At 38.2% G+C, this 18,789-nt stretch carries 21 protein-coding genes; 19 read left to right on the top strand and 2 right to left on the bottom strand.

Translation table 11 applies throughout. The features are described from left to right. Nucleotides 1-2 precede the first annotated feature (2 nt). The 12 genes from SOS22_RS01765 (at nucleotide 3) to purH (ending at nucleotide 12,776) form a co-directional block, all read left to right on the top strand. Nucleotides 3-770 (top strand): GNAT family N-acetyltransferase, encoded by a 768-nt coding sequence (locus SOS22_RS01765; protein ID WP_320596145.1) that lies wholly within the window; start codon nucleotides 3-5, stop codon nucleotides 768-770. A 218-nt stretch (nucleotides 771-988) separates the two neighbouring features. Next, nucleotides 989-1,321 (top strand): hypothetical protein, encoded by a 333-nt coding sequence (locus SOS22_RS01760; protein ID WP_320596144.1) that lies wholly within the window; start codon nucleotides 989-991, stop codon nucleotides 1,319-1,321. A gap of 109 nt (nucleotides 1,322-1,430) precedes the next feature. Continuing rightward, nucleotides 1,431-1,781 carry a class Ib ribonucleoside-diphosphate reductase assembly flavoprotein NrdI gene (nrdI, locus tag SOS22_RS01755; RefSeq protein ID WP_320596143.1) on the top strand — a complete coding sequence of 117 codons (351 nt, stop codon included), beginning with the start codon at nucleotides 1,431-1,433 and terminating at the stop codon, nucleotides 1,779-1,781. 142 nt (nucleotides 1,782-1,923) lie between these two features. Beyond that, complete coding sequence (gene tmk / locus SOS22_RS01750) at nucleotides 1,924-2,556, top strand: dTMP kinase (RefSeq protein ID WP_320596142.1); 633 nt, start codon at nucleotides 1,924-1,926, stop codon at nucleotides 2,554-2,556. Continuing rightward, nucleotides 2,543-3,541, top strand: a complete 999-nt coding sequence (locus SOS22_RS01745; RefSeq protein ID WP_320596141.1) for a hypothetical protein — start codon at nucleotides 2,543-2,545, stop codon at nucleotides 3,539-3,541. The genes tmk and SOS22_RS01745 overlap by 14 nt, the downstream gene beginning before the upstream one ends. Beyond that, on the top strand, nucleotides 3,528-4,373 hold the full coding sequence (ricT, locus tag SOS22_RS01740) for a regulatory iron-sulfur-containing complex subunit RicT (protein WP_320326594.1): 846 nt from the start codon (nucleotides 3,528-3,530) through the stop codon (nucleotides 4,371-4,373). Before SOS22_RS01745 ends, ricT begins: the two co-directional genes overlap by 14 nt. Next, nucleotides 4,366-5,208: a 16S rRNA (cytidine(1402)-2'-O)-methyltransferase gene (gene rsmI / locus SOS22_RS01735; RefSeq protein ID WP_320596140.1), complete on the top strand. Its 843-nt coding sequence runs from the start codon at nucleotides 4,366-4,368 to the stop codon at nucleotides 5,206-5,208. Before ricT ends, rsmI begins: the two co-directional genes overlap by 8 nt. A gap of 231 nt (nucleotides 5,209-5,439) precedes the next feature. After that, nucleotides 5,440-5,925, top strand: coding sequence for a 5-(carboxyamino)imidazole ribonucleotide mutase (gene purE / locus SOS22_RS01730; RefSeq protein WP_320326595.1), 486 nt, complete (start codon nucleotides 5,440-5,442; stop codon nucleotides 5,923-5,925). 8 nt (nucleotides 5,926-5,933) lie between these two features. Continuing rightward, a complete protein-coding gene (locus SOS22_RS01725; RefSeq protein WP_320596139.1) occupies nucleotides 5,934-9,623 on the top strand; it encodes a phosphoribosylformylglycinamidine synthase in 3,690 nt (1,229 codons plus the stop codon). An 11-nt stretch (nucleotides 9,624-9,634) separates the two neighbouring features. Next, a complete protein-coding gene (gene purM / locus SOS22_RS01720) occupies nucleotides 9,635-10,663 on the top strand; it encodes a phosphoribosylformylglycinamidine cyclo-ligase (RefSeq protein ID WP_320326597.1) in 1,029 nt (342 codons plus the stop codon). Next, nucleotides 10,660-11,247, top strand: a complete 588-nt coding sequence (purN, locus tag SOS22_RS01715) for a phosphoribosylglycinamide formyltransferase (protein WP_320326598.1) — start codon at nucleotides 10,660-10,662, stop codon at nucleotides 11,245-11,247. The genes purM and purN overlap by 4 nt, the downstream gene beginning before the upstream one ends. After that, on the top strand, nucleotides 11,244-12,776 hold the full coding sequence (gene purH / locus SOS22_RS01710; protein WP_320326599.1) for a bifunctional phosphoribosylaminoimidazolecarboxamide formyltransferase/IMP cyclohydrolase: 1,533 nt from the start codon (nucleotides 11,244-11,246) through the stop codon (nucleotides 12,774-12,776). Before purN ends, purH begins: the two co-directional genes overlap by 4 nt. 113 nt (nucleotides 12,777-12,889) lie before the next feature. Here purH and SOS22_RS01705 read toward each other — a convergent pair whose 3' ends face one another. Continuing rightward, nucleotides 12,890-13,498 (bottom strand): TetR/AcrR family transcriptional regulator, encoded by a 609-nt coding sequence (locus SOS22_RS01705; RefSeq protein WP_320326600.1) that lies wholly within the window; start codon nucleotides 13,496-13,498, stop codon nucleotides 12,890-12,892. A gap of 121 nt (nucleotides 13,499-13,619) precedes the next feature. Here SOS22_RS01705 and SOS22_RS01700 point away from each other — a divergent pair, with 121 nt between their 5' ends. The 3 genes from SOS22_RS01700 to SOS22_RS01690 are packed head-to-tail and all read left to right on the top strand — an operon-like array spanning nucleotide 13,620 to nucleotide 15,570. After that, the gene (locus tag SOS22_RS01700; RefSeq protein WP_320326601.1) at nucleotides 13,620-14,474 is read left to right on the top strand and encodes a DegV family protein; all 855 of its coding nucleotides are present in this window, start codon (nucleotides 13,620-13,622) and stop codon (nucleotides 14,472-14,474) included. Between the two features lie 2 nt (nucleotides 14,475-14,476). Then, nucleotides 14,477-15,226, top strand: coding sequence for an exodeoxyribonuclease III (locus SOS22_RS01695; protein WP_320596138.1), 750 nt, complete (start codon nucleotides 14,477-14,479; stop codon nucleotides 15,224-15,226). Next, nucleotides 15,226-15,570, top strand: coding sequence for a zinc-ribbon domain-containing protein (locus SOS22_RS01690; RefSeq protein ID WP_320326603.1), 345 nt, complete (start codon nucleotides 15,226-15,228; stop codon nucleotides 15,568-15,570). Before SOS22_RS01695 ends, SOS22_RS01690 begins: the two co-directional genes overlap by 1 nt. A gap of 11 nt (nucleotides 15,571-15,581) precedes the next feature. On the opposite strand, the gene mscL is transcribed toward SOS22_RS01690, so the two are convergent. Continuing rightward, complete coding sequence (gene mscL / locus SOS22_RS01685) at nucleotides 15,582-15,977, bottom strand: large-conductance mechanosensitive channel protein MscL (protein ID WP_320326604.1); 396 nt, start codon at nucleotides 15,975-15,977, stop codon at nucleotides 15,582-15,584. An 86-nt stretch (nucleotides 15,978-16,063) separates the two neighbouring features. Here mscL and SOS22_RS01680 point away from each other — a divergent pair, with 86 nt between their 5' ends. Genes SOS22_RS01680 through SOS22_RS01665 form a run of 4 tightly spaced genes read left to right on the top strand, consistent with a single transcriptional unit; the run spans nucleotide 16,064 to nucleotide 18,754 of the window. Continuing rightward, nucleotides 16,064-16,486 (top strand): hypothetical protein, encoded by a 423-nt coding sequence (locus SOS22_RS01680; RefSeq protein WP_320326605.1) that lies wholly within the window; start codon nucleotides 16,064-16,066, stop codon nucleotides 16,484-16,486. Between the two features lie 33 nt (nucleotides 16,487-16,519). Then, nucleotides 16,520-16,879, top strand: a complete 360-nt coding sequence (locus SOS22_RS01675) for an SseB family protein (protein ID WP_320326606.1) — start codon at nucleotides 16,520-16,522, stop codon at nucleotides 16,877-16,879. Between the two features lies 1 nt (nucleotide 16,880). Continuing rightward, nucleotides 16,881-17,864 carry a hypothetical protein gene (locus SOS22_RS01670; RefSeq protein ID WP_320326607.1) on the top strand — a complete coding sequence of 328 codons (984 nt, stop codon included), beginning with the start codon at nucleotides 16,881-16,883 and terminating at the stop codon, nucleotides 17,862-17,864. Nucleotides 17,865-17,914: 50 nt separating this feature from the next. Then, a complete protein-coding gene (locus SOS22_RS01665) occupies nucleotides 17,915-18,754 on the top strand; it encodes a hypothetical protein (protein WP_320326608.1) in 840 nt (279 codons plus the stop codon). The last annotated feature ends 35 nt before the right edge of the window (nucleotides 18,755-18,789 follow it).

Below are 18,789 nucleotides of genomic sequence, written 5' to 3'. Positions count from 1 at the left end.
ATATGAAAAAACATATAAAATCATATGAACGATCCATCGAAGAATTATCTTTGATGATGTTGTATCTCACCAGATGGCACAAGAACCAGGATATTTTTACATATAGTTGGGCCAATACGAATTATGCCACATTGGAAACCCTAGAGAAAAAAGGATGGATCTGTCATTGGAAAAAAAGTAAATATGTTCGAATCACAAAGGCAGGAAAGGAAAAAGCCCAATCTTTATTAGAAGAATATGCATTATCCGATCAAGAGCCTTTTGAATCCTATCGATTCCGTCATGCTACGATACCAGATGCACAACAGATCGCACAATTGGAAGCTATGTGTTTTCCACCCGAACAAGCTTGTTCCCTCGAATCGATCCAAGCCAAACTAAATGTAGCAAGTGATTATTTTATTGTTGCTGAAAAAAAAGAAACACATCAAATCGTTGGATATATTGGTGGCATGGCAACAAACGCAACAAAGTTTTCCGATGCATTTTTTATCCATGCCCATCATGATCCAAAAGGAAAAAATATCATGTTGATTGGCTTGGCGGTTCTCCCTGCCCATCGCCATCAGCGGATCGCCTATGAACTCATGATGGAAATGTTGTCACAAATGGCAGAAAAAGGAAGGTATACCGTCTATCTAACTTGTTTGGAAAATAAAGTGAAGTTTTATAAAAAGATGGGATTTTCCGATTTGGGCCTATCCGCTTCTTATTGGGGTGATACCCAATGGCATGAAATGCGTCTGGTATTCAAGAAAGGGGAGGATTGAAAAAGAAGATCCTTTTATTTGGTGTCTCTAATGTAGGGAAAACAACAACGGGAGAAATATTAGCTGAGTGACTTGGCTATACATTTTATGATCTTGATGAGGAAATCAAAGCGGAATTGCATATGACGCTGGAAGAGTTTGTGCATACAGAAAATCTTAGATGGTGAGATCATCAACGTGGTAATATCATTAAAAAGCTTCTTTGCTCAGAAGAGGATATGGTCTTAGCTGTTACACCAATTTCTTATCCAGAAAATTTTAAAACAGAGCTTGATCGTGATGATATACTTTCGATCGATCTGTATGATACACCTGAAAGTATCTTTTCCCAGTTGGTATTCAGTGATGAAAATAACAATATTTATAAAGATGACGAGTATAAAAATGCGCACCGAGAGCATTATCTGAAAGATATACAAGAAGATTTGTACTGGTATGGCCAAATTTATGATGAAATGGGTATCCATGATTATATAATCGTAGATAATAAGCCACAGAAAGAAGTAGCGGAACAAATCATTTCTCAATTTAATTTACTCGTTCATGATTGAAATGGAGTGTTTCATACGCTGCAAGTGAAGATAAAAAAGAAGGTTGACATCTTAGTTAGTCTATGATAACTTATAGACAGTTAGATAAAACTAATAAGGAGGTTACCCGATGAAGTATGTTTATGCATCTCGTACAGGTAATGTCGAAAGTCTGATTCAAAAGTTAGGATTGGATGCACAACGCATCGATTCAGGATCTGAAACTTGCGATGACGATTATGTATTATTTACATATACAGACGGCTATGGCGATATCCCAATGGAAGTGGATTCCTTCTTGATGGCAAATTACAATCATTTAACTGGAGTTGTTGTCTCTGGATCCCGTGATTATGGCGATGCCTATTGCCAAGCCGGCGACAAGATTGCCGATATGTACGATGTTCCAGTTCTTTATAAAGTAGAGAATGATGGAACTGATGAAGATGTAACAGCCTTAAAAGCGGCGTTAGATCTTTGATCATTATAGTCACAGAATAGTCCATAAAATTTCCTCTCACTCGATGATTGCACCAAATCATCGATCCTTAATCTTCTGTGGACAAATCGAAAAGGCCAAGGAATTTCACCCATCCTTGGTCTTTTCTGTTATAATGGGCAATATGAAAAAAGGTGTATTTATCACATTTGAAGGCAATGATGGCGCAGGCAAGACAACGGTTTGTCAAGCCGTTTATCAAAAGCTACAAAAACAAGGATATGATGTTTTATATACACGCGAACCAGGCGGTTCACAAATTGCAGAAAAGATACGTGATATCTTATTGGACACCAAAAATGGTGCTATGGATCCGCGTACCGAAGCTTTGTTGTATGCAGCAAGTCGCCGACAACATCTAGTTGAAAAAGTATTACCGGCATTAAAAAATAAACAAATTGTTTTATGTGATCGTTTTATCGATTCCAGTTTGGCTTATCAAGGCTATGCACGAAAGATTGGAATGGCATCCATTTGGTCCATCAATCAATTTGCGATTGATGGTCATATGCCCGATCGTACGATTTTCTTATCGGTTTCAACAAAAACGGGACAAAAACGTATGGATATGCGTGGTGAAAAAAATCGTTTGGATCTAGAAGCCAATGATTTTCATCAAGCCGTTCGGCAAGGCTATGAGATATTGTGTGAACAATATAAAGATCGCATTGTTGTGATTGATGCCGAACCCGAACTTTCGATCGTCATTGATCAAACCATGAAATCTGTCCTAGAGGTTGTCCATGCCAATGAATAAAGAACAATTGAAAAAAAATCAACCCATTGTATATCGTACCTTATCCAATGCGTTACAAAAAAATCGTTTGGCTCATGCGTACTTATTTTCAGGGCCAAAAGGGTCTCCGAAAAAAGAAGTCGCTTTATTATTGGCACAAAGCATTGCTTGTACCCATCGGGATGCAGATGGATTTGCCTGCCAAACTTGTGATTGTTGTCGACGCATTGCGAATGAAGAATCCATTGATTTTTTTTGGAAACACGGAATTGATCATAAAAAAGTAGTAAAGGATCCGTTTTCAAAACAAGCCAAAACAATCGTTTCCAGTCGTATCAAAAAAACCGATATTGCAGAACTCCAATCTTTTTTTGAAGCAACCAGTGCAGAAAAAGATAACAGTCGCGTTTATATATTAGAAGATTATGATCAAGCAACGCCAGAAGCTTCCAATAGTTTATTGAAGTTTCTAGAAGAACCTCAACCAGGAATTTATGGTATTCTAGTAGCAGACGAGGTGAATAATGTTTTACCAACGATTCAATCTCGTTGTCAATCTATCGTGTTTCGTCCGCCATCGATCGATGATCTATATGACGCATTAAAAGAGGAAATTGACGATGAAAAAGCGAATATGTTAGCGCATAGTGGCTATATGTATGAGCAAGCTATCGAAATCGCGAACGATTCACAATTTGAAATCATCGAACAATCCGCAAAGAATTATCGAGAACATTGGCAAAGTTGGCAAGCCATTGTGGATATGCAAACGCAAATTTTTGTTCCCAAAAGTCCATTGTGTGATAAGACCTGGATTCGCATTTGGATCCAATGGCTACTCTTTTTCATTAAGAAAGATAAGACACTTTCCTTAACTACTCGGGTGGACTTGGAATTGATTCTTGTGGAAGCGATAGATACATTACGCATACCTGTTGATCTAGGTTTGTTTTTAGATCGCGTGTATGCGCAAATACGAAAGGTTGTGCAAAATGAAAGAAGATAAAGAAAGAAGGAGCAATCCTCGTTATAAATTTTTAATATATATTCAGTTTGATCATTCGGCCAAACAATACAGTTTTGGAGCTCGGACCGACTATCATAAAGGACAAAAAGTGGTTGTTGAAACTGTGCGGGGCAAAGAATTAGGAACCGTATGTGCACCAAGCGTGCCTTTTGATCCCCAAAAAACAAAGGGAGACATCAAGCCTGTCATTCGTTTGGCGACCAAATATGATGAGATCCAAAAAGTAGAAAATGAAGAAGCTGCTGAAAAAGCCATCAAAATTTGTCGGCAATGCATTGAAAACCTAGACTTAGACATGCATTTGATCAATGGCGAATATACATTGGATCGTGCCAAAGTCATTTTTACCTATGTCGCTGATCAACGTGTGGACTTTCGTCAATTATTAAAAGATTTAGCTAGTCAACTTCATTGTCGAATTGAATTGCGACAAGTAGGACCGCGAAATAAAGCAAAAATGATTGGTGGACTGGGAAATTGTGGAATGGAAACCTGTTGTTCTCGGTTCTTGAACGATTTTCAAACGGTATCGATCAATATGGCAAAAAACCAATTATTAGCGTTAAATATTTCTAAATTAAGTGGCCAATGCGGCAAGTTAATGTGTTGTTTGCGTTATGAAAACGACGAATATACCAACATGCGTAAAGGTTTGCCAAAGATTAATTCCAGGATCCAATTTGAAGGGAATACCTATAAGATTACGAGCATGAATGTGATTCAAAAAACCGCAAAATTAGAGAATCGGGAAGAAGTTCGTTTTGTGACATTTAAAGAATTATGGCCAGACAAGGATTTTGATGATGATTAGACAAAAAAGTTTTGCCTTTCAAAGACCCACTGTATATTTGGTACCCACACCCATTGGAAATTTAACGGAAATGGCACCCCGCGCCTTGGATATCCTCAATCAAGTGGATGTCATAGCGGCAGAAGATACCCGAAATACTCGAAAATTGTTAATGCACTATTCCATTCATAAATCGCTTTTTGCTTGTCATGAACACAATCAACAAGTTGCCATTCCTCAAGTACTAGATGCCATTGCATCCAATCAATCGGTTGCTCTTGTATCGGATGCAGGATATCCACTCTTATCCGATCCAGGACAACATTTGGTTGAAACTTTGATCCAAAAAGAAATCCCTGTGGTATCGATTTCAGGTCCCAATGCCGCCTTGGATGCCTTGGTTGCGAGTGGACTTCCCTGTTATCACTATATGTTTTATGGCTTTTTAGATAATAAACACAATAAACGCATCCAGGAATTAGAAACCATAAAAACGTTTCCTTATACCATGCTTTTTTATGAAGCTCCACATCGGATCCAAGCAACATTGACCGATATGCTTGCAGTATTTGGGAATCGTAAAATGGTCCTGGCTCGCGAATTGACCAAATTACATGAAGAATATCTACGAGGAACGATTTCGGAAATTCTTGAAGTATGTGAGGAACTAAAAGGCGAAATGGTCATTGTGATGGCTGGCAACCAAAAAGAAGAAAGTTTTGATCTTGATCAAGCTATCGAACGAGTGATCGAGTTATCGAAGACCCTGAAATTGAAAGAAGCCTGTAAAGAAGTCGCGAAAGAAACGGGCGCTTCAAAAAATCTTTTGTACCAAGAAGCTTTAAAGCGAAAATAAGAGTAGAAATTGGGATAATTTCTACTTTTTTTATGAGGAAGGAATACGAATAATGGCATTGGTAAAAAGAAGTCATAGACGTTGGTGCCAATTTCATGTAAAATAATGGTGCATAGAAGTTTTGGAGGTCTAACTTATGGTCTTAAGTAGATTCACAAAAATGTATGATAAAGCTGTCATAGTGCGCCATTTTTAGGTGCGCTTTTTTTGTATAAAAAAGGAGGAAAAACGATGTCAAAGAAAGTTTTAATTGTGATGGGATCCCGTTCGGATCTACCAGCTATGGAAGGATGTATGAAACAATTGGATGAATTTGGGATGGAATATCAAGTTCGTGTATTGAGTGCACATCGTACACCAGAAGCGGTATTAAAAGTGTCTAGTGAAGCCAAAGAAAAAGGTTTTGGTGTGATTATTGCAGCTGCCGGTGGAGCCGCTCATCTAGCCGGTGTGATTGCGAGCTCAACACCATTGCCGGTCATTGGTATTCCAATCCAGACATCGGCTTTAGGCGGTATGGACTCTTTATTATCCACCGTACAAATGCCAAGTGGCGTACCTGTTGCGACCGTTGCGATTGGTAAGGCAGGACCCAAAAATGCAGCTATCTTAGCTTGCCAAATGATTGGGATTGGTGATGAACAAGTCCAACAAAAAATCATTGATTTTAAAAAAGCCCAAGCCGATAAAGTTTTGGCCGATTCAGTCGTAGAATAGGAGACTATATGGATACAAGATTCTTTGTTCAAAAGAAAGAACAATTTCGCACCGAAGGAAGATCTTTGACCAATGAATTAAGAGATTCATTGGGATTATCAGATGATTTTTCTTTATCTCGCTACAATATCTATGATGTATTTAATGCCGACCATCAAGATATTGAATTGTTGAAAAAAGAGGTATGTAGTGAAGTGGTCACCGATTCTGTGTATGATCACGTGGATCTAGAAGGCAAGATCTATTTGGCCTATGAATATTTACCTGGACAATATGATCAACGTGCCGATAGCGCGATGCAATGTTTGATGCTTTTAAACAATAAACAAACTGTTCGGATCCATTCTGGAACTTTGTTGGTTTTTGAAAATGTCAAAGCCGATCAATTAGCTGCCATTGAACACTATTTGATCAACCCCGTTGAAGCACGAAAAAAAGATCTAGCCATATTGGAAGATGATCTAGACATTACCGTCAAAGACGTTCCCGTATTGACCGGGTTCAATACGATGGATCCAAAAGCATTGTCCGATTATCGTGAAGAATTGGGTTTAGCCATGTCCCAAGAAGATATCGAATTTGTACAAAATTATTTTAAAGATACGGAACAACGAGAACCAACCATGACTGAAATCCGCGTTTTAGATACCTATTGGTCCGATCATTGTCGACACACGACATTTGAAACCGTATTAGAAAAAGTCGATTTTCAATTGGATACATTTGCCGAACAACTCCAAGCAAGTTATGAACGATATTTAAAACTGAGAGAAGACCTAAACCGTACGCATAAAGAACAAACCCTCATGGATATGGCTACCATTGGCGGTAAATATTTGCGGAAACAAGGCAAATTGGAAAATCTAGAAGTGAGTGATGAAATCAATGCTTGTTCCATTGAGATCAAAGTCGATGTGGATGGCAAAGATGAAGATTGGTTATTGATGTTTAAAAATGAAACCCATAACCATCCAACAGAAATTGAGCCATTTGGTGGTGCAGCCACCTGTATTGGTGGTGCCATTCGTGATCCATTGAGTGGACGTAGCTATATTTATCAAGCCATGCGTATTACAGGTGCAGGAGACATCACCAAACCCATCAGTGAAACGATGGAACATAAATTACCACAATCGAAGATTTCTACCGAAGCTGCACATGGTTATTCCAGCTATGGCAACCAGATTGGTTTGGCAACCACCTATGTAGAAGAAATCTATGATGAAGGTTATGTAGCCAAACGTATGGAAGTCGGTGCCGTGGTCGGAGCGGCTCCCAAAGATCATGTCATTCGTGAACATGCCGAACCTGGTGATATCATCGTTTTATTAGGTGGAGCAACTGGTCGAGATGGAATTGGTGGTGCCACCGGTTCAAGTAAAGAACACAATGATACGTCCTTAGATAAATGTGCCAGTGAAGTACAAAAAGGAAATGCTTTGATTGAACGAAAGTTACAACGTTTATTCCGTAATCCGGAATGCACTCGATTGATCAAGATTTGTAACGATTTCGGCGCAGGTGGAGTATCCGTTGCGGTTGGTGAATTGGCTGATGGCCTCGACATCAACTTAGATGCTGTACCCGTAAAATATTTAGGCTTGGATGGTACCGAACTTGCCATTTCGGAATCTCAAGAACGAATGGCTGTTTGTATTGAAGCCAAAGACTTTGATCATTTTGTACAATTGGCCCATGAGGAAAACTTGGGTGCTGTCAAAGTCGCTGATGTAACGGATAAGAATCGTCTGGTCATGCGTTGGCGAGATCAAGTCATCGTCGATATGTCACGTGACTTCCTAAATACCAATGGTGTTCGTCAACATCAAAATGTAGAAGTCGTAAATAGTGAATACAATGTGGATCCGTTTGCCCCTTCCAATACAACTTTAACCGATGTGCTCCAAAGTCCAAATGTAGCTTCTCAAATCGGTTTGAGTGAAATGTTTGATGCATCCATCGGAAAAAGTACCGTGTTGATGCCTTGGGGCGGAAAATATCAATTGACCCAAGAAGAAGGTTCTGTACAAAAATTACCAGTACATGGTTTTACCAATACTTGTTCATTGATGACCTATGGATACGATCCAGATCTAAGCAAGTATTCACCGTATTTAGGTGCTCAATATAGTGTAGTGGAAGCCTTAGCACGATTGACTGCATTAGGCGCCGATTACTCGACCGCTCGTTTAAGCAACCAAGAATATTTTGAACATCTAAGTAAAGATAATCAGAAATGGGGCAATCCATTCCAAGCGTTATTGGGATTGATCGATGCCCAATTGGCCTTTGAAACACCTGCCATCGGTGGTAAAGATTCCATGTCAGGAACGTATAATGATATTCATGTACCACCAACCGTCATTACGTTTGCGGTTACCACAGCCAAGACCGATGACATTGTCAGTGCAGCTTTCAAGAAGGCAAGCAACTATGTCTATTTGATCAAACATCATCCAAGTACGAACAATGTGCCAAATTATGAAGAATTGAAAGATAATTTCCAAACGATTCATGCATATATGCACAATGGCAAGATCGTCAGTGCAGCCACTGTCAAATTCGGTGGCCTAGGAGCTACGCTTGCACGGATGAGTTTTGGTAATAAGATTGGGGTAGCCATTCAAACCAATGAAGATCTTTATGGATTTAATATTGGTTCGATCGTGGTGGAAACGACCGAAACCATTCAAGATCCACATTTCACTTTATTAGGAATGACAAAGGCAGAACCAGAAATCATCTTAAATGAAGAAAAGACAAAAATTAGTGATGCGATCACAACATGGCAAAAACGCTACGATAAGATTTATCCAGCAACCACCGATCGTAAGGGAAAAGCGCTACAAACGCCATTGACCAATGTCGAATTATCACTATCTAAGAAAATTGTGGAAACACCAAAAGTTGTGATTCCGATTTTCCCAGGTCAGAACTGTGAATATGATACGACCCAACAATTTGAACGTGCTGGAGCAACGGTAACCCAAGTCGTCTTCAATAATATGAGTGTCGAGGACATTCAAGCAAGTATCGATACATTGGCCAAAGAAATTGAATCTGCGCAAATTTTGATGTTGGTTGGTGGATTCTCGAGTGGTGATGAACCCGATGGATCGGGTAAATTTATCGCAACGGTATTAAAGAATCCAAAGATCAATGCGGCTGTGGAAAAGATGCGAGCCAACGAAGGATTGATCTTGGGTATTTGTAACGGCTTCCAGGCATTGATCAAATCCGGACTCTTACCATATGGAGATGTGAAGAAATTGGATGCACAAAATCCAACATTGTTCCGCAACAATATCAATCGTCATGTGAGTCATATTGCTCGTACGCGTGTAACCTCCAATAAATCGCCTTGGTTACAAGGATGTACACCAGGAAGCATGTATTCGATTGCGATGAGTCATGGTGAAGGAAAATTTGTAGCCAGTGAAAAAGTCATTGAAAAATTATTGGCAAATGGACAAGTTGCTACGCAATATGTCAATGAATTTGGACATCCAACCATGAATGGAGTGGACAATATCAATGGTTCCACATTAGCTATTGAAGGAATCGTATCCGAAGATGGTCATATTTTTGGAAAGATGGGTCATAGTGAACGGTATGAACCAGGATTATTCCAAAATATTGACGGCAATAAAGTACAGAACATCTTTGCGAATGGTGTGCGATTCTTTACACATAAATAAGGAGAAGGAAAATGGCAGAAAAATATAAAGAGGCAGGCGTCAATCTAGAAGCGGGATACGAATCGGTACGTCGTATCCAATCGCATGTAGCTCGTACAAAAGTAAAAGGGGCCATGGATTCGATTGGTGCGTTTGGTGGTATGTTTGATTTGAGTGCTTACAATATCAAAGAACCTGTATTGGTTTCGGGTACGGATGGTGTCGGTACCAAATTGATGTTGGCCTTTGAAATGGATAAACACGATACCATTGGTATCGATGCTGTCGCAATGTGCGTTAATGATGTATTGGTACAAGGTGCACAACCTATTTATTTCTTAGATTATATTGCGGTTGGACAAAATAAACCGGCAGTGATCGAACAAATTGTCAAGGGTGTTGCGGATGGTTGCGTCCAATCCAATGCCGCATTGATTGGTGGTGAAACCGCAGAAATGCCGGATATGTATGACAAAGACCATTATGATCTGGCTGGATTCTGTGTTGGTGTTGTGGATAAATCCAAATTGAAAGATTCAAGAAATCTAAAAGTTGGGGACACCTTAATTGGTTTGCCTTCTACGGGTGTTCATTCCAATGGCTTTAGTTTGGTTCGTAAAGTATTATTCAAAGATGCACATTTAGATCCACATGCTACGTATGATGAATTGGATGGACAAGTTTTGGGTGATGTTCTTTTGACCCCAACAAAGATCTATGTCAAAGCAATCACTTCTTTGTTTGATGTGGTTGATATTCATGCGATGAGTCACATTACGGGTGGTGGTTTCTTTGAGAATATTCCACGCATGCTAAAAGATGGAATGGGTGTAGAAATCGATACAACATCATTCCCTCGCCCAAAGATTTTTGATTTCATTCAAAAAACAGGCAATATTGAGACCCAAGAAATGTACAATGTCTTTAATATGGGAATTGGCTTTATGATGGCAGTAGATCCAAGTGATGTCGATACTGTACAAGCCAAACTACAAGAAATGGGAGAACCATCCTATGTTGTGGGAAGCGTGACCGATTCAGGAAAGGTTGTCTTGAAATGATCAATATTGCCATCTTTGCTTCTGGATCCGGTACAAATTTTGAAGCAATCATGAAACACATTCAAGATGGTTCTTTGCCTGTTTCATGTCAATGCTTGATCGTTGATAAAAGTGATGCCTATTGTATTCAACGAGCTGAAAAATATAATGTGCAATCCTTTTTTGTGAATCCCAAACGATATGCTAATAAAGAGGAATATGAAACGATGATCTTGCATATTCTTCAAGATAAGAAAGTGGATCTGATCGTCTTAAGTGGATATATGCGATATATTGGAAAAGTTTTATTGGAAGCCTATCCAAACCGTATCATCAATATTCATCCTGCGTATTTACCGGAATTTCCAGGGGCTCATGCGATATTGGATGCTTTTGAAGCCCATGCGAAACAAACCGGTGTGACGGTTCATTATGTGGATGAAGGTGTCGATACAGGACCGATCATTCAACAACGTCGCTTAGATATTGATCCAAATTGGGATCTAGCCACGTTGGAAACGCATGTTCATGCGATTGAATATGATTTATTTTGGCGTGTGATCAAAGAAGTAGCAGAAAAAATAGAACAGGAGAAAAACGAATGAAAAGAGCATTAGTCAGTGTATCCGATAAGAGTGGTTTGATTTCTTTTGTACAAGGATTGGTCGATGCCGGTTATGAAATTATTTCTACGGGTGGAACGAAAAAAGCTTTGGAAGAAGCGGGTTTAAAACCTATTGGGATTTCCGAAGTTACTGGATTTCCTGAAATTTTGGATGGTCGAGTAAAAACTTTGCATCCAAAAGTACATGGTGGTTTGTTGTCGGTTCGCACCAATCCCGATCATATGAAACAAATCCAAGAATTAGGCATTGATCCCATCGATATGGTGGTCGTAAACTTGTATCCTTTTAAACAAACCGTTCAGAAACCAGGGGTATCCCACGAAGAAATCATTGAGAATATTGATATTGGTGGTCCATCGATGTTGCGTAGTGCGTCCAAAAATTATCAATCGGTTACCGTTGTTTGTGATCCTGCCGACTATGATAACGTATTAGAAGAAATCAAAGCAAATGGGGATACGACACCAGCAACAAGAGAGCGTTTAGCCGCCAAAGTCTTCCGTACCACGGCACAATACGATGCGATGATTGCTGAATATCTAACCAAGAAAACGGGCGAAGAGTTCCCAGAAAAATTAACGATCACGTTTGATAAAGTACAGGATCTTCGTTATGGGGAAAATCCTCATCAAAAGGCAGCTTTCTATAAAGGTATGCAGCCACAATATTCTTTAGCGAATGCGAAACAGTTGCATGGAAAAGAGCTTTCCTACAACAATATTCAAGATGGGAATGCAGCCATTGAAATTTTAAAAGAATTCGATGGGCAACATGCCGCTGTTGGCTTGAAACATATGAATCCATGTGGCATTGGTCTAGGCAATACGATTGATGAAGCTTGGGATAAATGTTTTGAAGCCGATCCCGTTTCTATTTTTGGTGGTATTGTTGCCTTTAATGATGAAGTCAACGAAACGACAGCGGAGAAGTTATCCAAGATCTTCTTGGAAATCATCATTGCACCTTCCTTCTCACAAGATGCATTAGATATCTTGACAAAGAAAAAGAATATTCGTCTGATGACTTTGGATGTAACTCAGAATGTACATAATACATTTAAGTATACCAATGTCAATGATGGTTTATTGGTACAAGAAATGGATATGAAACAAGTGAAGAAAGAAGATCTTCGTTGTGTGACCAATCGAAAACCAACCGAGGAAGAAATGGATCAATTGTTGTTTGCCTGGAAGGTTGTCAAACATGTCAAATCCAATGCTATTGTATTGGTCAAAGATAATATGACCATTGGTGTGGGTGCTGGTCAGATGAATCGTGTCGGCTCCGCTGAAATTGCAATCAAAGAAGCTGGTAAAAAAGCACAAGGATCCGTGATGTCGAGTGATGCGTTCTTCCCATTTAAAGATACAGTCCAAACAGCCATCGAAGCGGGTGTGACGGCAATCATTCAGCCAGGTGGATCCATTCGTGATCAAGAATCGATTGATGAATGCAATGCCCACAACATTGCGATGGTATTTACGGGTGTTCGTCATTTTAAACATTAATTTTTCTCATTTAAGTTAAAATTAAGGTAGCTCTACTATGATAAAACCATCAAGGAGCTACCTTGAATTTGTTTACTAGAAAATCCCTTTCTCTCTCTCAAAAATTATATTGCTTACTTTCTAGTAGACAAATGAATAGAAGGCGAAGATTCGTCTTCTTTTTTTTGTAGTGTTGACTGAATGCCATAAAAAGAAATCTGGTAAAGCAATTGATTGACTTCATCCAAAGACATTTTATCCGCGGAACGAAAATAATTGGTATATACAGCCAATAGACCCGAGGCAAAATAGGTGATGTACACTTCTTTTTCAACGGCTTTCATACCTAATTGTTCCGCATAAATATCTTTTAAATATGTAATGCATTCTTTTTCAAAAGGCGGCCAAAATAAATCATATAAAGCATCACTTGAAAAAAATTGGAACAGACGAAGATCACTTTGAATAAATTGATTGATGATCTTGAAGAGTTCTTTGGAGTCATAGGGATCTTGAAAAAAATGTTCGTCATTTAATTGAGAAAAAAGTTCAACAATTTTACGATGTGCAAAATCTTTTATGATGTCTTCACAAGAGTTATAGTGTAAATAAAAGGTTTTACGATCGATATTGGCTTCTTTGGCAATACTGGTGATCGATATCCGTTTGCCTGGAGTGGCTTGAAGCAAACGAAAATAGGCCGATTCAATGGCTTGTTTGGTTTTGATGATTCGACGATCCATAGTCAACAATTCCTTTCTAAATGTGGAAAATTCCCCAATCTTTTTCAAATTGGGAATTGATTTTATAAATATTAGTAATAATAATACTCATATGTAGAAAAATCAACAAAGGAGGGCAACAATGAAAATTAAAGTTGTGATGGACAGTGGCGGTTTGATGAACAAACAAGAAGCCAATCAATTCGGAATTGATTATTTACCTCTACAAGTAAGGATCAATGATCAATCCTATCTGGATGGTGTTGATTTGGATCGGAACTTTCTTTATGATCAAATGGAAAAAGGGGCAAAAGTACAAACCAGTTTACCTCCATTAGGCCTTGTTGATGAACTATTTCAAGCATATAAAAATACCGGTGTGACCGATGTTCTTTTGATCACATTATCCAATGCCTTATCTTCAACCAATGAAAAAGTGCAATGGTTAGGAAAAGAACTTGGCTTACATATGCATACCTTAGATATCTATTCAACCCTTGGCATGGAAAAGTATATGGCCATATATGCCAAACGGATGGTCGATGAAGGCATGGAACCAGAAACGATCATTGCCCGTCTACAAGAAAGTGTTGATCGTTCTTGTGGGTATTTAATTGTGGAAGATTTGGATCATTTGGCTAAAGGTGGTCGTTTAACGCCTATGGCTGCAAAATTAGGCGGTATGTTGAAGATCAAACCTATTTTACGTGTATCCAAAGATACCCAGGGACGTGTGGATCTTTATGATAAAGTCCGAACGATGAAAAGAGCCATCAAAGAAGCTTGCGAAATCATCAGTAGAGATCCCCAATTGAATGCAGAAGACTATCAAGTGGTGATCATGGATTCGCGGGCACAAGGGTATGCACAATATGCCCAAGATATGTTAGAGTTATTGGTACCAGGAATCGAAATTGAACGGGATGATCTATGTCCGGTCATCAATTGTCATACAGGGATGGGTTCCGTTGGTATTCAATATATCTATAGGAGGTAATTGTGAAACTTATTTCTTGGAATGTGAATGGGATTCGTGCGGTCCTAAAAAAAGATTTTGTGGATATATTATATACGTTAGATGCAGATGTATTTTGTATTCAAGAAACCAAAGCACAACCCGATCAAATAGAAGTGGACTGCAAAGATCTATATCCTTATCAATATATGAATAGTGCCGAACGAAAAGGATATAGTGGCACGATGATCTTTTGTAAGAAAGAGCCACTATCGATCACATATGGAATGAATCAGCCAGCATACGATACGGAAGGACGTGTGATCACGATTGAGTATGCAGATTTTGACATAGTTACTGTGTATACACCCAATTCAGGAACAGGTCTAAAACGATTGGACTATCGAATGGAATGGGATCAAGTCTTTACCGATTATGTCACGCATTTAGAAAAACCCGTTATTATATGTGGAGACTTAAATGTGGCAAATGAAGAAATCGATATCAAAAATCCAAAGACAAATCATAAGAATGCTGGTTTTACAGATGAAGAACGAAATAGCTTCAAAGCCAATTTGTTGAAACATTTCAAAGATAGTTATCGTACGTTATATCCAGATAAAGTCGAGTATTCTTGGTGGAGTTATCGGTTTCATGCACGGGAAAAAAATGCGGGATGGCGCATTGATTATTGGTTAGTTGATCCAAGACTTTGGGATGCAGTAGAAGATTCAAAAATCTTGACCGATATTTATGGTTCGGATCATTGCCCCATCGAATTGGATCTAAAGTAATGTTTTTCTTTTTTTCGATTTTACCTAAAACCAAAGATCTTGGATCCTATTGGATCGATTGCTTGGAAATGAATGCCCATGTCTATGTAACCTATCAAGAATTTGCGCTATTTCTGATACCACTCTTTCATTGGAAAAGAACCTATCATATCCAAACAGAGAATGGGGATATCTATTCATTGGATCCTGAAAAAGGCAAACAATTTGAAAAAGGAAAGGTTCCGATTACTTGGTCCGATCTAAAGAACATGCAAAAAGGAACTCGTGTTTGTCCCCATTGTGGAATGCCCATTGAAAAAGATTCCTATTCTTTTTGTCCTCATTGTGGAAAGCCGTTGTATTAAAAAAAGGAGTTTTAACTCCTTTTTTCATCTTTTAATAAATCCCTGATTTCTTTTAATGTTTCTAAGCTCTCATCGACTTCAGGGGCAGCCTCTTCTTTTACTGGTTTATGCATTTTTGCTATGGCTTTGATGGCACAGAAAATACATAGCGCAATGATCAAGAAATTAACAACGGACTGAATGAAATTACCAATTTTCAATGTTAGGCCAGTACCTGCATTGAGGGTGATCACCAATCCTGTAAAATCCAAACCACCGGTAATGGCACCGACAATGGGCATGATGACATCATTGACTAAACTGGTAACAATGGATGAAAAAGCACCACCAATAACGACACCAATTGCCATATCTAAGACATTGCCTTGCATGGCGAATTCTTTGAATTCTTCTAAAAACTTCTTCATTTTTTTCTCTCCTATATGACAATCATACCATGATTTAAAGAAAAAAAGTGTAAAAGGATGTATAATAAAGAAACAGGAGCATGCATATGAAAGATCAAATTACTTGTTCATCGAAGACTTCATCAAACTTATTATTGCCGTTGGTTATTTTTGTTTTAGCCATTTATTTTGGGTATAGTACAATTCAAGATTTGATGAAGGGTGTTGGCAGCAACAGCACAAACATCTTGTTTTTACTTGTTTATATTCTTATTTTTGCGGATAGTGTTCGTTTGTTGCTTGTGTATGCCAATCGTAAAATTATTGTGACAAAAGATAAAGTCATATATACTTCACCCACGAAAAAAACCGAGACATTGAATTGGGATGAAGTCAAAGTATATTCATTAGGAGACAATCGTATTTCTTTTGAATGGAAAGATAAAAGAGCCATCTTTTCTACCAAAGATGCCCATTATCATGATCTTGTTTTATTTCTACGGAAAAATGATCGATTAACAAATAATTAGTAGAGCCATCGGGCTCTTTTTTAAAGGAGACCTATGTCATCATTAATCAAACAAATCCAAGCCTATAGACAAAATCCAACGAAGACTCAGTTGGCGGATACATTAATTTTATTGTGTCAAAGTTCGTTGTGGATGCCTATGACCATATTGCCAAAAACTGGCATTAAAAAAGTACCGGATGAATTCCTTAAAGAAGATCGATCCTATATTCCTTTGTTTACGGATCGTAAAGAAATCAAAGATTCATACTATGATGAATTTTTTTGGGCACATGTGAAAATTGTAGATCTTGTGGATCAATACAAGGCCTTTGTGATCGATCCATTCACAACCAATTTTGTGATAGAACAAGACTTAGTCGATGTGATTCGCCAATCAAGAAAAGAGGGATAATATGTCATTTGATACCATAATGAAAACGATCCAGTCAGGATTAACCGGAAATAATAAAGAAGATATTGTCTATTTAAAAGAACAAATGCAGAAGTATAAGGATCATCCGATGCAGGAAGAAATCCATCGTGAAATTGGCAAGATGATCTATGATCGCTTGGATGCAAATCAGCAACAAGCCTATCAGGTTTCCATTGAAAAGGATCAAAAACAAATTGAACAAACATTAAAAGAAGTCAATTATTATCGCGAAAAGAAAGAATTGGATAAAGCAGTATCCATTATACGACCCATCATCAAAACTATGGAAAAAGAAACGCTTTTTAAAAATGATCAAATTCAAGATTATTTTTCTTTTCATGAACCCTTTGAACAAGCCTTATATATATATTTAGAAAAACCTAAAAAGAAAGTATCGACAACGCCGGTGATGTATAGTGATGTATATTATTTGTATGCTTCTTTATGGAAAGATAAAGGCGATCCATCTGCTTGTAAAGCGGCATTGGAAAAAGCTTTGGCATGGAATCCCATGTCCGCAAAAGTCCATTTTCTCTATATGAGTGAGATGAAAGATCTAGAAAAATATTTTGCGTATACAAAATTTTCATTCCAATATATGTTTCATCCTTGCGATTTAGCGCAATTGTATAAAAATTTCGCAGCCTATTATGAAAAGAAAAAACAACCCAATTATCAATATGGATGTTTGGGACTTAGCCTTCAATTTAAGGATGATGAAGAAGTAAAGAAACAAATGCAAGCCTTAGAAACACCAACGTTTGTACCGGCTACTTTAGAGGATCTAAAAAACGCAAATCTTCCTATTGGTGCGGATCAAACTGTAGTTGGTTTAGCTTATGGCTATGGCAAGACCTATTTTGAGAAAAAACAATTTGATCAAGCTCGATATTATCTACAAATTGCGTATGATCTGAGTCATGCGAAAGAAGTAAAAGACTTGATGGCGGAAATGAAAAATTGATTTTTAATAGAAAATAAGGTATATTTTTCTACAAATAGGGGGCTGTAAAAATGTTATTAAAAGTGTATAAAAATCAAGTACAATTGGTTGATGATAATGATGTAGTATTGGCACATTTAGATTTTACCAATGAAGACGGCGTATATCGAGTTGGTGATGTGGCCAAGAATACCCAAATTAGTCCAAAGGTTGAAAATAAAATGATGTCTTTGGCATTGGACAAGATTCGTAAGAATGGTGGTTTGGTCGTACCAACATCCACTTATGCGAAAGAATGGTTCAATAAGCATCCAGAAGATCGTGATTTGGTTGCGGCCGTAGAAAGTGTTGCACAAGAAACCGCAAGTATTCCACAAGAAACGGAAATTCAATTGGTGAAACAAGAACCTTCCAACAATCCACTACAAAATTTGAATACCGAAGAGATCAAGAAAAAAGGTGCCAAAGGTGCTTTAAAGATCTTATCGCGTTTGATGCAAGTAGTTTGTGCATTGTGTATGTTCGGTTCAGCTGTCTTGTTTGTGATGAATGCATTGAATTATACAGAATTTGTTCGTGTCATGATCACATCACAAGGACAAGATCATAAGATCTTCTTAGGTGGTATGGCTGCCTTTGTGGTATTCTGTGTCATCGAAGGTATTTGGACCTTAACAACAAAGAAAATGAAAGCTGGCGAAGAAGAATATCGTGTCGATACCGGTCGTGGTCTGATTGGTTTTATTCTAGTTGCTTTATCCTATCCAATCACACTCTATGTTGCGGGTATGTATGGTGAAGCCGGTGCATGGCAATGGGTCCAATACTTCATTACACCTATGCGATATATTCCTTTATTAGCTGTCATTGGTCTATTGTTGTGTATCTTGCGTAAATTGATCAATCGTTAGAGTTATAAGCTTGCTTATAGCTCTTTTTTATGCAT

Origin of the sequence: Absicoccus sp., from assembly GCF_034090965.1 — a bacterium.
GTDB classification, from domain to species: domain Bacteria; phylum Bacillota_I; class Bacilli_A; order Erysipelotrichales; family Erysipelotrichaceae; genus Absicoccus; species Absicoccus intestinalis.
This window is presented reverse-complemented; position numbering and strand designations above follow the sequence as displayed.

Bases quoted from the DNA above. Each gene is read 5' to 3' on its own strand.
- SOS22_RS01765 (WP_320596145.1), top strand. From the start codon at position 3: ATGAAAAAACATATAAAATCATATGAACGATCCATCGAAGAATTATCT.
- mscL (WP_320326604.1), bottom strand. From the start codon at position 15,977: ATGAAGAAGTTTTTAGAAGAATTCAAAGAATTCGCCATGCAAGGCAAT.
- purN (WP_320326598.1), top strand. From the start codon at position 10,660: ATGATCAATATTGCCATCTTTGCTTCTGGATCCGGTACAAATTTTGAA.
- nrdI (WP_320596143.1), top strand. From the start codon at position 1,431: ATGAAGTATGTTTATGCATCTCGTACAGGTAATGTCGAAAGTCTGATT.
- SOS22_RS01705 (WP_320326600.1), bottom strand. From the start codon at position 13,498: ATGGATCGTCGAATCATCAAAACCAAACAAGCCATTGAATCGGCCTAT.
- ricT (WP_320326594.1), top strand. From the start codon at position 3,528: ATGAAAGAAGATAAAGAAAGAAGGAGCAATCCTCGTTATAAATTTTTA.
- purM (WP_320326597.1), top strand. From the start codon at position 9,635: ATGGCAGAAAAATATAAAGAGGCAGGCGTCAATCTAGAAGCGGGATAC.
- rsmI (WP_320596140.1), top strand. From the start codon at position 4,366: ATGATTAGACAAAAAAGTTTTGCCTTTCAAAGACCCACTGTATATTTG.
- purE (WP_320326595.1), top strand. From the start codon at position 5,440: ATGTCAAAGAAAGTTTTAATTGTGATGGGATCCCGTTCGGATCTACCA.
- SOS22_RS01700 (WP_320326601.1), top strand. From the start codon at position 13,620: ATGAAAATTAAAGTTGTGATGGACAGTGGCGGTTTGATGAACAAACAA.
- tmk (WP_320596142.1), top strand. From the start codon at position 1,924: ATGAAAAAAGGTGTATTTATCACATTTGAAGGCAATGATGGCGCAGGC.
- SOS22_RS01680 (WP_320326605.1), top strand. From the start codon at position 16,064: ATGAAAGATCAAATTACTTGTTCATCGAAGACTTCATCAAACTTATTA.
- SOS22_RS01725 (WP_320596139.1), top strand. From the start codon at position 5,934: ATGGATACAAGATTCTTTGTTCAAAAGAAAGAACAATTTCGCACCGAA.
- SOS22_RS01665 (WP_320326608.1), top strand. From the start codon at position 17,915: ATGTTATTAAAAGTGTATAAAAATCAAGTACAATTGGTTGATGATAAT.
- SOS22_RS01675 (WP_320326606.1), top strand. From the start codon at position 16,520: ATGTCATCATTAATCAAACAAATCCAAGCCTATAGACAAAATCCAACG.
- SOS22_RS01745 (WP_320596141.1), top strand. From the start codon at position 2,543: ATGCCAATGAATAAAGAACAATTGAAAAAAAATCAACCCATTGTATAT.
- SOS22_RS01670 (WP_320326607.1), top strand. From the start codon at position 16,881: ATGTCATTTGATACCATAATGAAAACGATCCAGTCAGGATTAACCGGA.
- SOS22_RS01760 (WP_320596144.1), top strand. From the start codon at position 989: ATGGTCTTAGCTGTTACACCAATTTCTTATCCAGAAAATTTTAAAACA.
- SOS22_RS01690 (WP_320326603.1), top strand. From the start codon at position 15,226: ATGTTTTTCTTTTTTTCGATTTTACCTAAAACCAAAGATCTTGGATCC.
- purH (WP_320326599.1), top strand. From the start codon at position 11,244: ATGAAAAGAGCATTAGTCAGTGTATCCGATAAGAGTGGTTTGATTTCT.